The 18,873-nt window shown below is 34.4% G+C and carries 11 protein-coding genes; 8 read left to right on the top strand and 3 right to left on the bottom strand.

Annotation, left to right across the window (positions count from 1 at the left end):
- Nucleotides 1-126: 126 nt before the first annotated feature.
- The 3 genes from NEF87_RS00980 to hdrB form a co-directional block, all read right to left on the bottom strand.
- Nucleotides 127-1,824, bottom strand: a complete 1,698-nt coding sequence (locus tag NEF87_RS00980) for a response regulator (protein ID WP_457918240.1) — start codon at nucleotides 1,822-1,824, stop codon at nucleotides 127-129.
- Between the two features lie 221 nt (nucleotides 1,825-2,045).
- Entirely contained in the window at nucleotides 2,046-2,801 is a 756-nt protein-coding gene (locus NEF87_RS00975) for a 4Fe-4S binding protein (RefSeq protein WP_457918239.1), read from the bottom strand.
- A 99-nt stretch (nucleotides 2,802-2,900) separates the two neighbouring features.
- Complete coding sequence (gene hdrB, locus NEF87_RS00970) at nucleotides 2,901-4,724, bottom strand: CoB--CoM heterodisulfide reductase subunit B (protein ID WP_457918238.1); 1,824 nt, start codon at nucleotides 4,722-4,724, stop codon at nucleotides 2,901-2,903.
- A 458-nt stretch (nucleotides 4,725-5,182) separates the two neighbouring features.
- Here hdrB and hdrC point away from each other — a divergent pair, with 458 nt between their 5' ends.
- The 8 genes from hdrC (at nucleotide 5,183) to NEF87_RS00930 (ending at nucleotide 18,866) form a co-directional block, all read left to right on the top strand.
- Entirely contained in the window at nucleotides 5,183-5,770 is a 588-nt protein-coding gene (gene hdrC / locus NEF87_RS00965) for a CoB--CoM heterodisulfide reductase subunit C (protein ID WP_457918237.1), read from the top strand.
- Nucleotides 5,771-5,784: 14 nt separating this feature from the next.
- Entirely contained in the window at nucleotides 5,785-7,788 is a 2,004-nt protein-coding gene (locus NEF87_RS00960; RefSeq protein WP_371804522.1) for a CoB--CoM heterodisulfide reductase iron-sulfur subunit A family protein, read from the top strand.
- Between the two features lies 1 nt (nucleotide 7,789).
- A complete protein-coding gene (locus NEF87_RS00955) occupies nucleotides 7,790-8,263 on the top strand; it encodes a hydrogenase iron-sulfur subunit (protein ID WP_457918236.1) in 474 nt (157 codons plus the stop codon).
- 82 nt (nucleotides 8,264-8,345) lie between these two features.
- Nucleotides 8,346-9,425 carry a hypothetical protein gene (locus NEF87_RS00950; RefSeq protein ID WP_457918235.1) on the top strand — a complete coding sequence of 360 codons (1,080 nt, stop codon included), beginning with the start codon at nucleotides 8,346-8,348 and terminating at the stop codon, nucleotides 9,423-9,425.
- 13 nt (nucleotides 9,426-9,438) lie between these two features.
- Nucleotides 9,439-11,325 (top strand): aldehyde ferredoxin oxidoreductase family protein, encoded by a 1,887-nt coding sequence (locus NEF87_RS00945; protein ID WP_457918234.1) that lies wholly within the window; start codon nucleotides 9,439-9,441, stop codon nucleotides 11,323-11,325.
- Between the two features lie 10 nt (nucleotides 11,326-11,335).
- Nucleotides 11,336-11,881 carry a 4Fe-4S dicluster domain-containing protein gene (locus NEF87_RS00940; protein WP_371804518.1) on the top strand — a complete coding sequence of 182 codons (546 nt, stop codon included), beginning with the start codon at nucleotides 11,336-11,338 and terminating at the stop codon, nucleotides 11,879-11,881.
- Between the two features lie 93 nt (nucleotides 11,882-11,974).
- Complete coding sequence (locus NEF87_RS00935; RefSeq protein WP_371804517.1) at nucleotides 11,975-12,439, top strand: ArsR/SmtB family transcription factor; 465 nt, start codon at nucleotides 11,975-11,977, stop codon at nucleotides 12,437-12,439.
- A 307-nt stretch (nucleotides 12,440-12,746) separates the two neighbouring features.
- The gene (locus NEF87_RS00930) at nucleotides 12,747-18,866 is read left to right on the top strand and encodes an MG2 domain-containing protein (RefSeq protein ID WP_457918233.1); all 6,120 of its coding nucleotides are present in this window, start codon (nucleotides 12,747-12,749) and stop codon (nucleotides 18,864-18,866) included.
- The last annotated feature ends 7 nt before the right edge of the window (nucleotides 18,867-18,873 follow it).

Below are 18,873 nucleotides of genomic sequence, written 5' to 3'. Positions count from 1 at the left end.
TTTACTTTCACTTTATTCAAATTTTTGGAGAAAGAACTTGAGTATATCAAATTTTGTTTCCTAACAACATATTACCAGGGTTGATTCATCTTAAATTATAAGATTAACTTATAATTTGCATTGAATTTAATTTTTCATGCATTCGTTGATGGCTAACTTTAGTTCTTCGATATGATAAGGTTTTTTTAGGACGCTTTTGAATCCATACTTAACATGCTGATTTAGGACAGGATCTTTTGAATAACCACTAGAAACTATCACGCGAACTTCAGGATTTATTTTCAGAAGATGCTTCATAACTTCCAATCCCCCCATTCCACCGGGTATTGTTAAATCAAGTATTAAGAAATCAATCTTTTGATCTCCTTCTATCAATGATTTATACAGATCTAAAATTTCCTTGCCTTCTTTGGTTGTAAACACCGTACTTCCAAGTCGGTTAAGCATTTTTTTCAAAATGGTTAAAATTTTAGGATCATCATCCAATACGAGAACACTATATGCAAAATTTTGAATCATAGAGTCTTCGTTTCTTTGGAATATTTGTGAACTTTGGATTGCAGGAAGTAGTATTGTAAACTCAGATCCTTTGCCAACTTGAGAAGATAAAGAAATAATTCCTTCATGTGCAGACACTATTTTTTGACAAATCATCAATCCGAGTCCAAGACCTTCCTTCTTAGTGGAAAAATGAGGATCAAAGATCTTTTTATAATTTTGCTTGAGTATTCCTTTACCCGTATCAATAAATTTTACTTGAATATAATTTCCTTCGTTTACATTATATGTATTAGTAGAAGGGAGGTTTAAGTAATGGGATTCAACCAATAAACTACCCCCATCAGGCATGGCTTGTTTTGCATTTATGGTCAAATTTTGAATAACTTGACTGAATTGACCAACGTCAGCTTCAATCGTCCATTCTTCCAAATTCATATCAAATGATGGTTTCACATTGGAACCAGATAAGTGAAATCGAACAATTTTTTTGATATTTTCTTCAATTGAGACAAGTTTCTTTTTTATGGGATGGCCACCTTTTGATAATGTCGAGAGCTGATTTGTCAGTTCTTTTGCTTGATTTGTGGCAATTTCTGCATCTTGAACGAGTTCATATAAATCTTGATTTGATTCAACGTCCATCTTTAATAAGTTTAAATTCCCCAAAATTGCTGTGAGATAATTATTGAAATCATGGGCTATTCCTCCAGCGAGTAAACTGAGCGAAGCAAGTTTCTCAGAGATGATTAATTGTTCTTGATCTTTTTTAAGAATCCTATTAATTTCTTGTTGCTTTAAAATAGACTCAATCAAGAAATCAATTATATAATAGGATAAAAGAGCTGCAACTATCAATGTAATCAATGGAATTGAACTTGAATTATCATATTGTAGTGAGGTTCCAGGTATCATCTCAGGAAAAAGGTCAAGTTTTCCGAAAAACGTGATTGCGATAATACTTACCCCACTAAAAATAGAAAGGAATAGAGTAAATTTCTTATTTCGGAGTAAAGCCGAAATAATGATAATAATTGAAATAATATTTAAAATGGCACCAGTCCCATCCAAAGCAGATTTTACAAGTAAAATGAAAGAAATTCCAAAACAACCTAAATACATTCCAAATAGATTTCTAATTTTTGATTTTAAGAAGTAAGGGAATATCAATATCACTTCAATAGCTAACGAATACCATCTAAAATGATCATTAGTAAGAAATCCAAGAATGACAAAAAGTAAAGCAATTACCGATGAAATGAATCTTAAGTTTTGAATAAGTTTTGGCTTTAACCAATAAAACTGATTTGAAGAAATATCTTGCACATTTTTGATCTAAAATACATTTTATTTATAGATTTGGGGTTTAAATAGAATTGTAAAGATTTCATTTTTTTTGAAACAATTTAAGAAATCTAATTCTTTTTTCTAAGGTTAATTAAGGTTTTTTTTACCTAAATTTTCTTTGCTTCAATAATAGTGAATGATTTTCTTATAACTCTGTATTTCAAACACATAAAGGAGGGAAAAAAAAAGTGAGAACCAAATTATTCTTCTTTAGAAAAGACCACTCTTTGACCCAAGAGTTTTTCTTTGATTGGATCCCAGAAGATTTGGTTGTAAGCACCAGTAGTTTTCACTTTTGTCCATCGAACGGCATAAAAATCTTGAGGACAGACCAGAGCACAAGCGCCACAATTGATACATTTTTCGTCATCGACTTCCATCAGAATTTTCGATTTCCATGCATCTTCCATTTCGCGGAACTTGATAGCATCAGTAGGACAAATTTGGTCACATTTGTGACAATCACCTGGGCATTTATTAGTATAGATTTGCTTGAATTCGGTTTTATCTTCTGGCATTTTGAATTTTACTTCAATTTCTCCTTCCCAATAGACTTTTGCATCTCTTCCTAAATTGGAACAAGCCACCATTTCTGCATTTAGGGTTGGTAAGGAGTTATGCTTGATAATATCCAAATCTTCCATTTTGATTTTTTCACCATCTTCATAAACATGAATGGCATCAAAGGGGCAGAACACGGTGCAAGTACCGCAATAGACACATTTTTCTTCATCTACTGTATCAATAACAGCGGCATTCAAATCTTTGGGTTTATTTTCGTAAACAGCAGCAGCTGGACCGAATAAAATAGCGTCTTTAGGACAGACAATACTGCATTGTCCACATCCAACACATTTGAGTCGATCTAAGATGAGCTCATACTTTTTCACTAAGTATTTTTGCTCAATTTTAATTTGTGATTCGTCAATTACTTTAGATAGTTTAGGGAAAGCCATAGTTATTTCCTCGTTATTTTACGAAGTGCTAATATTTTGTTAAATTTATCATTTCTAAAAAAGCATTCACTTGAATATAAGTGAATGGAGGGGATCAGTTTAGAGATCTAGGTCGTCACTCAATTGTGTAAAAATGGAGTCAACGGGAGTAAAAGGCGGAAGACCTTTCGGAACGGGTGTTTTTTGCAACCCCAATCGATATGGATCCATACCCATCGCAAGACCTAATAGCTGGGTGATATAAATAACAGGAATTTTGAAGGGCGCGGAAATTTTATCTTTGAATAATCCATTGATTTCCATCTGACCTAAATCTAATTGCAAATGACAGAAAGGACAACAATCAATAATTATATCCACACCAGCATTACGAATGGATTCGAGTTTATCTCGAGTAAAATCCAAAGAAATTTCTTTTTCAGACCCTCGAAGACCACCACCTGCACCACAACACATAAGTTTATCACGATAGGGCACAGATTGACATCCGGTAATTTCAACCAATTTATCAATGAATTCAGGAGTTTCTGAACTATCGGCCCATGGTTTATTGTGACTTGGTTTAATAATATGACAACCGTAGTGCACGGCAACTTTATAACCCAATTTATGGACTATTTTTTTCTTTATATTTTCAATCCCAATATCGTTAAATAGAATCCAAACAAGGTGTTCTGCATCAACAGTGCCTTTAAATTCTTTTCCAATCTCTTTAAGTTGCTTATTAACAAAATCTCGTTTAGTTTTATCTTCCTTCAGTTCTGTGTTAATATCATTAAGCGTTCCAAAACAGCCATTACACATAATACACATATTCCGATTCATATCTTCAGCGATGGTAATATTACGAGCGCCTAAAGTCATCCAAGTGTTAATATCGAAGGATCGAAACACACCGGGAGCAGGACAACATCCTGCTCCTTCAAGTTCTGCGACACCAACTTTCATGGCATCTAACACATGGCGAGAAGCGGCATCTATAAATGGATAACGATTTGGAATAACACACCCTAAATACATTCCAAGGTTTAACCCATTGGGATTTTCTTTCATAAGTCCATTAATTTTCTGAGCCAATCCTTTTTCTCCAGTTTCTAAATACTCTCGAGTTTCCCTCATCCAAGGCCATGAACGAGAATCCATTTTATGAGCAGTTTCCAAAGCTTTGACCGCATCTTCTACTTTGTTTTGTATCCAATAAATTTGCCCTAAATTGACCCAAATATAAGGATCCACTGCTTTTGCAGTTGAGGTTAATTCAACAAATAATTTTTCGGCTTTTTCAATATTGCCCACACGAAATTCGGTGTAAGCTACATTGTTTCGTAAAGCTTGGCCATTTTTTAAATCAATATTTTGGAATGGTGCACTTTCTTGAATTGCTCGGAAATGATCTAATGCGGTTTCGAAAAGTCCTTGTTTTACGAGCAAGACACCGAGATAAAATCGGATAAATGGCATAAATTCAGCATCTTGCTTTTCCATAGCGAGATTTAGATATTTTTTAGCATAAAATATATTATGTTGTTTCAATTTCGTTAATCCTGCTAAAAATAAGATTTCTACATTTTCAGGAGCGACTTTTATTGCTTTTTCTGAATACCTATCAGCGAACGATAATCCATCACGTTTCAAATGGGTTTTAATCAATCCTATGAGCACTTCGACATTTTTACTGTCAATATCATAGGCTTTGCTAAAATGATTATTCGCTTCTTTAAGTTTATTTTGTTCTAAGCTAAACTCACCCAATTTGATATATCCTTCGATATGACTAGGATATTTTTCGATTGCTTGTTGAAAATAATATCGGGCTTCGAGTTTATCTTGTTTCTTAAGGTAAAGATTCCCAAGATGAATTAAATTTTCAGCGGATTCATCGAGTTTCTTTAGCTTTTGAATCTGTTTTCCAACGTCTTCCATTTTATTCGACTCAACTCATAAAAAATTCCAAGTGAATTTTTTTTTAATAGAATGATATTAACCAACTTTAAAGTCTTATTTAAGATTTGCTTCATCTTATTTCCGAAAATAGATTAAATTATTTCCTCAAAAGGAATTATTGTAAAATGACTACGCAATAACGCATATCGATCATAATTTGGAAAAAAATCATGGAAAAGGACCCTTAAGTCTAAATAAAATGGGTAAAAGAGATAAAAAAGACTAAAATCTTCATTGTTATTCTCCGTTTTTCCAAAATAAAATAAATTAATCTTTTTAAATCAGAGAGAAAAAAATTATAACATTCAAATTTAAATTTCATTAATTTGCGAGATTACTGAGGTATTTGAACTTTTTTACGAGAGTTGAACTTAAAACTCCTAAAACTGCCTGGTAATCTGATATCGTGAAATGCAAGAACAATGGAATGGAAAACTATGGAAAAAATTAACCCAGATTTAATACTAGATATCAATAATGATATCTCCGACCAATTAGTTCTGGATGAAGCTTTGGAAGTGGTAAAAGCATGCTTTCAATGTGGAACTTGTACAGGAGGGTGTCCCTCAGGAAGACGGACGGCAATTCGAACTCGCCAAATCATCCGAAAGGCACTAATTGGGTTAGATGAAGTTATTTCATCGGAGGATATCTGGTTATGCTCAACTTGCTACACTTGCTATGAACGATGCCCGAGAAACATCCCAGTCACCGATGTAATCATCAAATTGCGTAACATCGCAAGTCGGAGGGGTTACATGAAACCACCCCATACTGCTGTGACTCACACTTTAGCTAAAACAGGTCATGGTGTTCCTTTAGGGATTGTCAAGGGAGAACCCGATAATAATTGGAGCAAAATGAGACAATCTTATGGATTGCCCAATGTTCCACCAACAACTCTCTCTCATCCAGAGACCATAAAGGATATCCAGACATTAATGCACAATTTGGACTTTGATAAAATGGTGGGCTTTGTTCCTGAATCTAAAGATGAAAAGCAAGAGAAAAAGGAGAAAAAATAATTTACGGTGATCTTATGAGTAAATCAAATTCACAACCAAAAATAACAGCCACCGATATTGGAGACATCCGTGTAGGTGTTTACCTTTGTCACTGCGGTGTAAATATCGCTGGTGTCATTGATATGGATGAGATGGAAGCCTTTGCCAAAACTTTACCGAATGTTGTTTTAGCAAAGCAATATAAATTTTATTGTTCCGATAATGGTCAAGCAGAGATTGCCAAAGATATCAAAGAAGGTCTTGTAAATCGTGTAGTTGTGGCAGCTTGTTCACCACGAATGCACGAATCTACTTTTCGCAGAGTATTAAAGGAGTCAAATTTAAACCCTTTTTATTTTGCCCAAGCGAATATTCGCGAGCATGGAACATGGGTAAATATGTACGATAAACCTGGAGCAACGCGTATTTCCAAAGATCATCTTCGGATGCAAGTAGCAAAAGTGGCCCAATTAAAAGCCCTGGAACCTCAAAAAGTGAAAGTAAAACCTTCTTGCTTAATTATTGGTGCAGGCATTGCAGGAATAAATTCTGCTCTTGATTTAGCCAATCAAGGTTTTAAAGTATATCTAATAGAGAAGGATACAACCATTGGGGGACATATGGCGCAACTTGATAAAACTTTTCCAACAATGGATTGTTCTAGTTGTATTTTAACTCCAAAAATGGTAGAAGTATCCCGGAATCCCAATATCACCATAATGAGTTATAGTGAAGTAGAAAACGTAGATGGTTATGTCGGGAACTTTGAAGTTACGATTAGGCAAAAAGCCCACTATGTAAATCAAGGTCAATGTACGGGATGTGGAGAATGCGCAATGCACTGTCCAGTTACTGTTCCAAATGAGTTTGATTTAGGAATGGGGCCACGAAAAGCAATTTACATTCCATTTCCACAAGCAGTTCCAGGACAATATACAATAGATATGGATAGTTGTATCCAATGTGGAATTTGTGCACAAACAACTGTTTGTGAACCTCAAGCAATAAATTTTGATGATGTAGATAAATTAGTGGATATAGAAGTGGGAACAATTATCGTTGCCACGGGCTATGATGCAATTGATCCAACACCCTTAGGAAATTACGGATATGGAAAATATGAGAATGTTATCACCGGGTTAGAGATGGAACGAAATTTAAGCAGTACAGGCCCAAACTTGGGTCATCCCGTTAAACCCTCCGATGGATCTGATCCCCATACGGTAGTTTGGCTTCAATGTATTGGTAGTCGAGATACTCGGGAAGGATGTCATGCTTATTGTTCACGCGTGTGTTGTATGTATGCGATCAAACAAGCACGTCAATACAAAGAAAAACATCCAGATGCAAATTGTTATATATTTTACATGGATATACGAGCTTTCGGAAAAGGATTTGAAGAATTTTATGAATCTTCTAGCCATCAATTTGGTATTAAATATATGCGAGGGCGACTTGCAGAAATTCAAGAAAATCCAGACAAAACATTATATATTCGAGCCGAGGATACTTTTCTTTCAAGACCAATCAATATAAATGCAGATTTAGTTGTATTATCCACTGGAGTAGAATCTCGATCTGATACTAAGAATATCACTTCATTATTATCCATTCAACAATCAACCGATGGATTTTTAATGGAAGCACATCCCAAATTGCGTCCTGTTGATTCATTGACAGATGGAATTTTTATTGCTGGTGTGGCTCAAGGACCAAAGGATATTCCCGATGCTGTCTCACAAGCGAAAGGTGCTGCTGCAGGTGCTGCAGTGCTTATGGCTAAAGGAGAAGTAGAGGTTGATCCCTATTATTCAATAGTACAAAATGGCTTATGTTCAGGTTGTCGTTCGTGTATAGGCCAGTGCCCATATGGAGCCATAACTTTTGATGAATCTATTGGTAAAGCAAAAATCAATAGTATTAAATGCAAAGGATGTGGAACTTGTGTGAGCACTTGCCCAAGCAATGCCATATTACAAAATCATTTTACAACTAAACAGTTGATGGCCATAATTAAAGGTGTGTTAGGAGGAAATTAAAATGACCGCAGATAGCATTAAAAATGAAGAAATAATTTCAACTGAATCAGGTGTGGAAGCAGAAGAATTTGAACCATTTATATTAGGTATTTTTTGCAACTGGTGCACCTATACAGGTTGTGATCAAGCGGGAACTTCAAGAATGCAACGCCCAGCAAATTTACGCGTTATGAGGGTGATGTGTTCTGGACGAGTAGAACCTGAAATGGTATTGGAAGCTTTAAAACGAGGTGCAGACGGTGTTCTCATTGGAGCATGTCACATTGGCGATTGTCATTATGTAAATGGTAATTACAAGACAGTTCGACGTATGCCTTTGGTTCAAGAATATATTCAACAGTTTGGAATTGATCCTAATCGTGTTTGGCTCCGACATATTTCTGCTAGCGAAGGCGCAGAACTTACCGAAATAGTCCATGAATATACAGCGGGTCTTAAGAAATTGGGGCCAAATCCATTAAAGAAAAAACACTAGTTTGAGTGATGGCTCAAACTAAAAATGCTTTTTTTCCATCATGTATTGATCAAATCAAATAAATCAATATTAAATTCCTATATTGAGGTGCTTAAAAATAACAGCAGAATCACAAAACCTTGCATCCAAATTCTTCAAATCTAAAGAATATTTTCCGATTGAGATAAATTTTGGCGACAAGGAAAAAATACGAATAACGAAACGCCCCCGAAAAACCACAACCGAGATTGTTGATGTGTATGCAAATACAATTCACATTGGGATGTTTGTGGGAATTGAAAAAGTCGGCTCAGAACTTCGTTTTGGTCCCGCGGGAATTAACAAATCTCACTCTTATCGAGGAATCTTAGATTTCACCTTCATTAAGCTGCTCGAATACTTTGGGTTAGATGAATTAAAATCTATAAGTATCGATGTACCCGAAGATACAGAGTTTAAACAATTTTTAATTTCTCTGGGATTTTTAACTAAAATTAATCGCATGATACTTGAATTAGATGAGAAGAAAACTGCAGAAATGTTTAAATTATTAACTGTGAAACCAGTTGCAATCAAATCTCAAGTTGGTCAAATTGAAACAATTATTCGCAGCAATGATACGACCGCAAACGATGACAAAATTTTTGCTATGGTCGACACAATTGTTGAAAAAATTAAAAACATGGATCCTCTTGGAAAAGAATTCTGGGATAACCGGAAAATTGCACAAATTAATTATTATTTGAGTACTGCGGTTTTATTCCCCGATAAACTAGAACAAGATGAATTTTTGGATGGAACAATTAAAACAATAATTGGTTCTTTAGATACTTTCAATAGGGAACCCTATATGGAAGAATTATTAATTGCTTTGGAAGGAGGCAAACCTTTTTCCATGGATTATATTCAAAGTATTATTGTTCAATTGCGAGAATTAGTCCCTAATGCGATTAAAGAATTAAACAAAGATGAAATGCGGAAATGGGTTCAAGAAATGTTACCAACATGGATAATTAATGATAAAATTGAAGTAGAAACACGTAATAAGATCATTTCTGATGCCCAATTAGTACCGACTGATTTTGGATCTTCGATAAAAGAAAACATGAAATCAATTATTACAGATATCATGAACCATTATAATGGAACGAAGATTTTTTATGGAGTAAATAATCGATTATAAAGGTGGATATGAAATGGTTGAAGCTTACACTCAAATATGTGTCCGGATTGATTTAACTACCGGAACAGTTAAAAAAGAAAAATTAGATAAAGAATTTTGCAAAAATTATATCGGTGGATATGGGTTCATCACCAAAATATTGTGGGATGAATGTCCAGTAGGAATTGATCCTTTTGATCCTCAAAACCCATTTATTGTAGCAATTGGCCCATTTCCAGGGACAATTGTTCCAACATCATCAAAATATGCCGTTGGTGCCAAGTCACCAGCATCTCGAAGAATTGGGTTCGGAATTAGTTCTGGATCCGTCGGAGCTCAAATGCGAAGGGCGGGGATTGATCTCTTAATAATTACAGGAAAATCTCCAGAACCGGTCTTTATTTTCTTTGATGATGATGCTGTAAAAATAATTCCGTGTAAAGATACCCTATGGGGAACTGATATCTGGCATACGGAAGAAGAAATTCGAAATATGTTTGGAGATCAACGAATTGCTGTTATGGGATGCGGCCAAGGTGGAGAAAATCTTAGCAGGCTTGCATGTATTACTAATGATCGTGCTCGTCAAGTGGGAAGAACTGGAATGGGTGCCGTTATGGGATCTAAAAATCTCAAAGCCTTAGCATTCCGCGGATCCAAACCAATTAAAGTCGCCAAACCAAAGGAATTTATGGTTAAAGCCAAGGAATTGATTCAGTTAGCCAATGGGAAAGATACAATTAAATATCGAGATTTGGGAACTCCAATCAATGTTATGAAATTCAACGATTTGGGAGTATTACCTACAAAAAATTTCCAAACGGGCTTTTTTGAAACGGCTGATAAAGTTTCTGGAGAAACAATGGATGAGAAATGGGTTGTTAAAAAAACAGGATGTTCCCAATGTCCAATTGCATGCGATCACCTTTGCGGAATACCCAAGGATCATAAAGATTGGCCAAACGTAGTATCAAGTGTTGATTTTGAAAGTATTTATGCCTTAGGACCCGTGTGCATGGTTGATGATTTTGCCGCCATCATAAAAGGTGTAGAATTATGCGATAGATATGGAATTGACACAATGTCTGGAGGAATTACTCTTGGTTTTGGTATGGAAGCATATGAAAAAGGATTAATTACCAAAGAAATGTTAGGAGATAATCCAGTCTACAAAGATGGCTTCAATTGGGGCGATGGAAAAGCCATGGTCCAAATGATCGAAGATATTTGCTTACGGTCCACACCTGCAGGAGATATTTTGGCAGAAGGTTCTCGTGGAGCTGCATTAAAACTGGGTAATGATTCTATTCGATATGCAATGCAAATTAAAGGAGTCGGAATTCCAGGATATGAATTGAAAGGTTTATCTACCGCATCAATTGGTTTTGCAGTCTCAGTGCGAGGAGCGTGTCATTTACGAAGTGGATCTTATGGATACGACATGAAAAAGAAATACGACCGCTCTAAATATGACCAAGCAGAAAAACGTGGAAAAGATTTGATGGGAATGGAAAATTACCTCGCCGTTATTGATTCCCTCGTTGTTTGTAAATTTACACGGGGCATTTATCATCGGGGTATTCCAGAAGTTGCAGAAGTTTATGAGATGGTCACCGGAATCCCAATGAATGGTGAAGAACTGGAGATGTGCGGAACTCGAATTCATGATCTCGCAAAATGTTTCAATATTCGTGAATGCAAATTTGAAGGTATTGATCCAGCTTCGGAAGACACATTGCCATGGAGAAATTTCAATGAACCAAATACTGATGGCCCAACAAAGGGTTGGTTTAATGATGAAAAGGAATTCAAAAAAGCAATATTATCCTATTACAAAGTTCATGATTGGGACGAACATGGGGTTCCAACAGAAAAGGCGCTTAAAGAGCGCGGATTAGAATTTGTAATTGGAAAGATATAGGTGGAAAAAAATGGCAACAAAAACTAAACCTACTGAAGAAGTTAAAATGCATGAAATTCTTGTTGTGGATGAACGAAGATGCACAGGTTGTGAAATTTGTGAGTCCGTCTGCTCAATGGTGCATGATGGAGAATTTAATCCATTAAATGCCCGTATTCACCGAATTCGTTTAGAACCAATAATTAATGCAACCATTAGCTGTGTGTCATGTTTTAATCCAAGTTGTGTTTCAGCTTGTCCTCTTGGAATTATAACTAAAAATGATGAAACTGGTGTAATTAAAATAGATTACAATAAATGTGATGGATGTGGGGCATGTGTTCGTTTTTGCGAATATGGAGCCATCACTATTCATACTAAAAACAAACAAGCAATCACTTGTGATTTATGTGAATCTACCGAATTCGATAAACCTCAATGTGTTGAATATTGTCCAAAGGGGGCAATATTTGTGAGAGAAGTAGATCCATCACAAGATGAAAATCGAATAATCACCTTGGGTAAAATTATCAAAAAAGGGTTTCCAGAACCTGCCGAAGGCGAAATTCTCAACTAGATTTTTTTTTCTTCCTTTTCTTTTTTTGTTCGAATTTATTACCTCAGAGTTTTTATCAAAATATAACAAAGGATCTATTATATTTCGATTAAAATGAAATCCATTACTAATCTGTCTAAAGAAAAAGCTTTAAACCGTCAAGAAGTTCTTAAGAAACTAAATGGAAGAACTCTTATGATTTATTTTGTATTACTTAACAAAATAAAAATAGGCGTAAGAGAACTGCAGAGACATTTAGATTTATCAAGCCCAAGTGTAGCACGATATCATTTGGAAAAATTAACCGATTTAAAATTGGTTGAAAATCGAAATGGGGTTTATTATTTAATTAAAAAAGCAGATCTGCCAGTTTTAACATCGTGGATTTTAATTGGACGGAGATTATTACCAAAAGTCTTATTTGCAGCCGTTTTCTTTTCAGTTCTTTTCATAGGATATCTCATATTCATATTTTCTTTTTGGGGAAAAGATAGTCTGTTTGTATTTTTATTTGGTGGGTTGATAACCTTATATACTTGGTGGGATGTGTGGGTACACTATCAAAATAAGCCTATTTAAAGAAGTTAATGAGCGATAGTAAATTTATAGTTAAATACAAGCCATTTTCGATTCAATCACTTAAAATTTGTCTCTATTATCCTCAAGATTATAAAATTTAAATAATATTGCTGAAATCAACCTTAAAATTTAATAAAAATTAACGGAAGTATACTAATTTCAAATTGTTCTCCCTTTTTTTTTGGTGTTCTAATCTGTAGCATTAAGTTGTATTACCCTAAATCTTACTTAATCACAATTTAGGAATAACGGAAAAATGAAAAAATTTAAACTTTTATCACAGAAGGAAACGATATTATGTTTCCTAATGATTATGATTCAATTTTTATCCTTGGGGTTAGGAAATTCAATTATTGAAAAAGATCAAAATTCACAAGCAGGTATAATTCATCCTGAATTAGAACAGGAATTGCCGAGTCATTCATCACCTTATTATTTTAAGGTACAAGAAACAACACCTCTACTTTCCGACGATAATAATGAAGAGGAATCGCTTCAAACACCTAAATCAGCAGATTATTCCGACTATGAAGCTTTAAGTATTTATCTCGATAAAAATGCTATTATTCCAAATGAAGCTCTGAACATGAAATTTTATCTTACCGATAATTTAGTTCCTGCTGCAAATGAAGCCATTCATGTTTCAATTTATTCTGGATACTATCGAAATTGGTATTATTATTACAATAATTATTATGAAGTATCTACACCAGTTGAAACTTTTACCGTTCAAACCAATAGTAATGGAGAAGCAAGTTACACACTATCCAATACAGCCAATCTCGGGATTTACACAATTTTTGCTTACACCGATGGTGGAAATGATGCATATAAAGAATTTACGATTGGGGATGTTGGAATTTTTTGTAAGGGTCCGCGTTATTTTATGGATAACAACGATTATAAGGCAGCAGTCCAAATAGTAAATCTGACGGATTATTCCTCTCTAAGCAATATTGATTTTACATATTCTTTGTCATATTATAACTATAGTCTAGAAGCATGGGAAGATATTTCAACTGAAACAACACAAACTGATGTTTATGGATATGCTATTATATCAGCGGAATTTCTTTCCCAAGAAAGTTATTATTATTCAATTCGTTTAACGATTAAAACGCTCGATAATTCAGCCAAGTATTCTACTTTTATTTACAAATCGTGGGATTATTATTATTATTCACTTTGGGGTGGAGAACAGGAATCCAATTTAGATCAATATCAATTTGTAGTGACCACCGATAAAACAATTTATAATCCAGGAGATGTGGTTAATCTCAGAGCACTTATACTTCAATACTCTTTCATGAATGAAACGAAAACGATTTTGAAAAACTTTCCTGTTCAGATTACTCTCTCAAATCCGGATGAGATGGATATCTTTTGGGATAATATTGTATCGGACCAAAATGGGGTTTTGCTTTATCAAATACCATTTGACGAGGATTGTGATCTTGGTTTATATGGGATCACTTTTGAAATAGAGGATATCCAATATAGATATGATATTAAAGTCCAATATTATGTAAAACCAGTGTTTCGAGTGGAAATTGATACAAACGGAAGAGATTTCTATCCTAATAAAAATTTTAACATATTTGGAACCAGCGAGTTGTTTGAAGGTAAAATTCATGTGGAATATTATTTTGGGCAACCTGTAGTGGATGCTTCTGTTATTATGGTTTTAAAAGATTATACGGAAACCATAGTTACTCAAGTTGAAGGAAAGACCAATAGCATGGGTAACCTTGAGTTTTCAGTAAATCTTGCAGAGTTTGAAGAACTCGATTATTCCTTCAAAGCGGAAGTAGAAGTAATAGATCAGTATAATAGGGAAGCATTTACAAGCAAACAATTCACTCGCATTGAAGAGCTATATGCCTATGGATATTTAACAGATTGGGCGCCTAATCCAGCTGATGAACTCGAGTATCACTTTTCAGCTTATCAATTGATATTAAACGATCGGAGTGGAGATTATTATTGGAACTATGATTATAATCCTTTGGCCAACTTAACGGTCACCATTGAAGTTTTTGGTCATTTTAAATTTGTTAACTATCTTGTTGATATTGGTAAGGGACGATTGATCGATTCTTATCAAGCAACCACCAATATATATGGATCAGGCAAATTAATCTTTAATATACCGGAAGCAAAAATTGGTTTATATAATTTATTTGAGGTTAAAATTTCTGTCTCATTGGAAGATCAAAGAGAAACTGAATCTTCGACTTATTTCCGATTTCAAAAATATTCGTTGGATCTAGAACCCTCCACAGTTGCAATTAATCCAGGAGATAATTTATCACTAACAATGAGTTTTCATGACATAATTACAAAAGAAGAAGAAACTGGGCAAGGATATATTTATTTATACGATTCAGAATATCAACTTTTGGGCGAAAAATATGTAGAATTGACAGGAGAAGAAAATATAGAAGTTTATTTATCAGATTATGCTCCAACAGGAGAATACAGAATCTATTCTTATGTATATTCTCCTTCAACAGATTTCTATGGTGGTTATAATTATCACTCCGCTTATTTAACTTTTACAGTGGGGGAAGATTTTGCTATCACTCTTAATTCGAATGGAACTATAATTGATACGGAACGAAAAGAAATTCAAGTGACCTTGGGTGATATATTATCGATTTCTGGTAACATTCCGATCCCGTCAAATTTGCCTGTATATATAGAAATCTATAAACGGGGGTTGTTATTTTCTGAAAAATTGCTCCTAAATGGAGGAAATTTTGATTATAATCTGCCTATAACTTCTTCTTTGGGTCCAGATTTTACAATTATGGTGTATTCTATTTCTACAACGGGACGATTGTATGAAGAAGCAATTGTTGCCCATATTTCCTATGATACAGGCTTCACTCTAGAAACGGATAAAGAAATTTATGAACCGGGAGATACGATAACGTTGACAATATCTCCCAATGATAATCATCCAACCCTTGTATCACTCTCATTTATTGATAGTTCGGTGTTAGATGTGGAGCCCGAGGATGATTCAGAACTTGCCTACTTCACTCAATCTTCATATTATGCCTATATTGGTTCCGGGAGTTCATGGGGATCCGGATTTAGTGCTGAAAGTTATTGGTGGATTGGGTATGGATCTTCCACTGGAGGAATCTATATACCGAACAGATATTTTGTTGATGATACAATGGAAATGGTTTCAGATTATGCGGCAGATGATGCCAATAGTCAAAAAGGTGGGGAACGAGCTATTGAACCTCCAAGCTTTAATGATTTATTATCAAATTTTGAAACAGAAATTCGAAAAAACATATCGGAATCTGCAAACTGGATCCCAAGCCTGATTATTACGGAATCAACTGATTTTACATTTAAATTACCTGATAACATTGGGGAATGGACAATTCGTGCGGTGGGAAATCATTATGATTCAGACCAAGAAGGAAATCTGTTATGGGGAGAAATTCAGACCATTCAAATTAAAACATATCTTCCCTTTTTCATTGAATTTGATATTGCGGAACCAATTTATCAGGATGATATTTTATCAGTTAAAGGCTATGTACACAATTATTTGGAAGAAGCAACTCATGTTTATGTGGCTATAGATGCGCCTGGATTTGCAGTATTAAATAATGAAGTCCAACAAATACTAGTGCCGAAAGACTATGTCGCAGAAATTGAGTTTTCTTTGTACTGTGAAAATCCCTATATGAATAATATAACCTTATTAGCTGCGACGAATATATCTGGCCAAGTCTACTCGGATGCTAAACTTATGAATATTTATGTACAACCCAATGGTCTTGAACTTATCAATTTTACCAAAGGATTTTTGAATGCAACTTTAGGTTCGACGCAAATTAATTTTACTGTTGATCCCTTAAGCATTTACAATAAAGAAACCATTGCACTTTATACAGATTTAATGGATATCTCAATCGACTCTTGGGAATCACTCATTGGTTACCCGTATGGGTGTGTAGAGCAAACCATGTCTAAATTGCTTCCTACGGCAAAAATTTATAAATATCTTCAAGATAATAATATGCTTTCTTCTACACAACAGCAGGAAATGACTCAAATGATTTTCGAAGGTCTAAATCGGATTTATGGATTTCAACATAGTGATGGAGGGTGGGGATGGTGGTTTGACGATAACTCGCGAGTTCAAATGTCTGCGATAGTTCTTTCTGCTCTATATCAAATTGATGCAGCAGGTTTTTCAATTAGTGAAAGTGTATTTTCGAAAGCTATTGACTTCATTCTTGGGAATCAAAAAAGTGATGGTACATGGATGTTTGAATACTTAAGCTCTAACCTTTTTGAATCTACAGCGTATATTTCAAAAGCTTTACTTTCTGCTCCAACATTAACATCAACGCTTTCAACAGCGATTCAAAAAGCCAATATTGCACTACAAAATTTATGGGGAACAGCCGATAACCAAAGTCCATTTGGGGCAGCCTTATATTATCTTGGATTTAAAAATTCGAGCTTTGAAAATACTGCATTTTGTGACACTTTAATTAATTATATTCTGTTAGAGCGTGATACAAAGGATGGAACTGTCTATTGGAGCAATCCAGGCCGTATTGGGTGGTATTGGAGAAATCTTGGTAATAATGTTGAGATCACCTCCTATTGTGTTTGGGCTCTGGCGCTAGATGGATATTTGGATCATTTTTCAATAATTCAAAAATCAATTGAATATTTGCTAAATGAGAAAAATGAATGGGGTTGGAGCAGTACTGCTGATACGGCCGCAGCAATTACAAGCTTGACAAATTTGAAGTCATTTGCCAGTACAAATGAGATAATTAAGTTTGACGGGAATATCTCAATTTATATTAGTGATGATTTAGAACCTTTTAAAAAAATCGCTGTTAGTAATACCTCAATTGATTTGAATGATGTTTTACTTAGAATTCCCAACACAAATTTGAAATCAAATAATATTAGAATAGATCTTGAAGGTGAAGGGCAAATTTCTTATGTATTTTCACAAAAACAAATCATTAGAGCAAACCCAACGATTAACACTAATAAAGCTATAATTGTTCAACCTGGAGAAGAATTTGAAGTTTCTATGATTGTTTCTGATATTACTTCTAGAATTCCAATGAAAGATGTTACGGTTGCATTACAGGGAATTCCGGAAGAAATGAAATTAAAAGATATTGATTATGAGAAATATTTTTCATTGATAGAATCGGATAGTGAGGTAGTATTTACGTTACAAGCTCCACAAACAACTGGGGATTATGAAATAGATCAAATGATAATTAGAGCCACAATAATTTACAATCGAACAGATCAAGGTTGCCAAAGTCAACAAGCCTTACGAAAAACAATCGGCCCTATTAATGTGGAAGTCAGTACTAATACTCTGCCTTTAGAATCTCAAAATTCAAGAAATCACCATATTTTAAAAACAAATTCACCTTTATTAGAGCCTTTATCATCCGAATCATCTCTATCTCTTAGGAAAGATATTGAATCAAACGAGTTATTATTACCAGGAGATATTGTAAACATTTCCATAACAATTCAAAATAATGGAGAAATCGGACAGTATTATGCCTTTAGTGATTCATTCCCCGCAGGTGCATCATATATTGAAAATTCTTTAGTTTTTTTGATGAATGATGAAGTAATTAATACGACATTAGAGGTTACCACTTCGGGTTTAAATATGTTCATTTCCGAATTGGAAGTCGGAACTCTATCCATCACTTACCAATTGCAAATTGCGAGAGTGAAGAATTCCTATTTTGGTGATTGTCGTTTATGGGGGATGTATGACAGCGTTTCTGTGTCCGCAGACACATTGGTTCTTGAAAACATACCAATCAAATACTACTCAAATGATACCCTTTATAGGGATGTTTATACACCACAAATTCAATCCTATCAATATTCGCAAAAGGATGACACTGATGATATGCTTTTTAAAATCAATTTACATGTTTCAGATGAAAACCCCATCCAGAAGATTCAAATATTATATTCCCAAGGACAAGGTTGGAAAACTTATACCCAAATTTATGATAATAGTCAAGATTCATGCGAAATTATTTTAAATGATTTAGAAAATATGGATTCGAATCTGCGGTTTATCATTATGATACTGGATGTTTATGGAAATGTAATATCGACTCAGATGTTTAGTTCAGCTTTAATTTCTAAATTAATTCCATACGCCATAGTTGGAGGAATTATCGGTGTTTCAATAGGATTAGCTTTCGTTGCTTCATATCTCGTCAAAAAGAAAGGATGGCAAAACAATAATCTCACCATGGAGTCAAATTCACATGATGATGATAAAAAATCTATGAAACCAGACCAAGTGGAAGTTTCTTTTATAGATGAAGAAGAAAAAATCGAGGTTTTTGATGAAGATCAGTCCGATTCTTCCCAAAATATGTAATATTTTC

Origin of the sequence: Candidatus Lokiarchaeum ossiferum, assembly GCA_025839675.1 — an archaeon.
GTDB lineage: Archaea > Asgardarchaeota > Lokiarchaeia > Sigyniarchaeales > Promethearchaeaceae > Lokiarchaeum > Lokiarchaeum ossiferum.
Note: the sequence above shows the minus strand (reverse complement) of the source record. Positions and strands in the feature narration are given on the sequence as shown.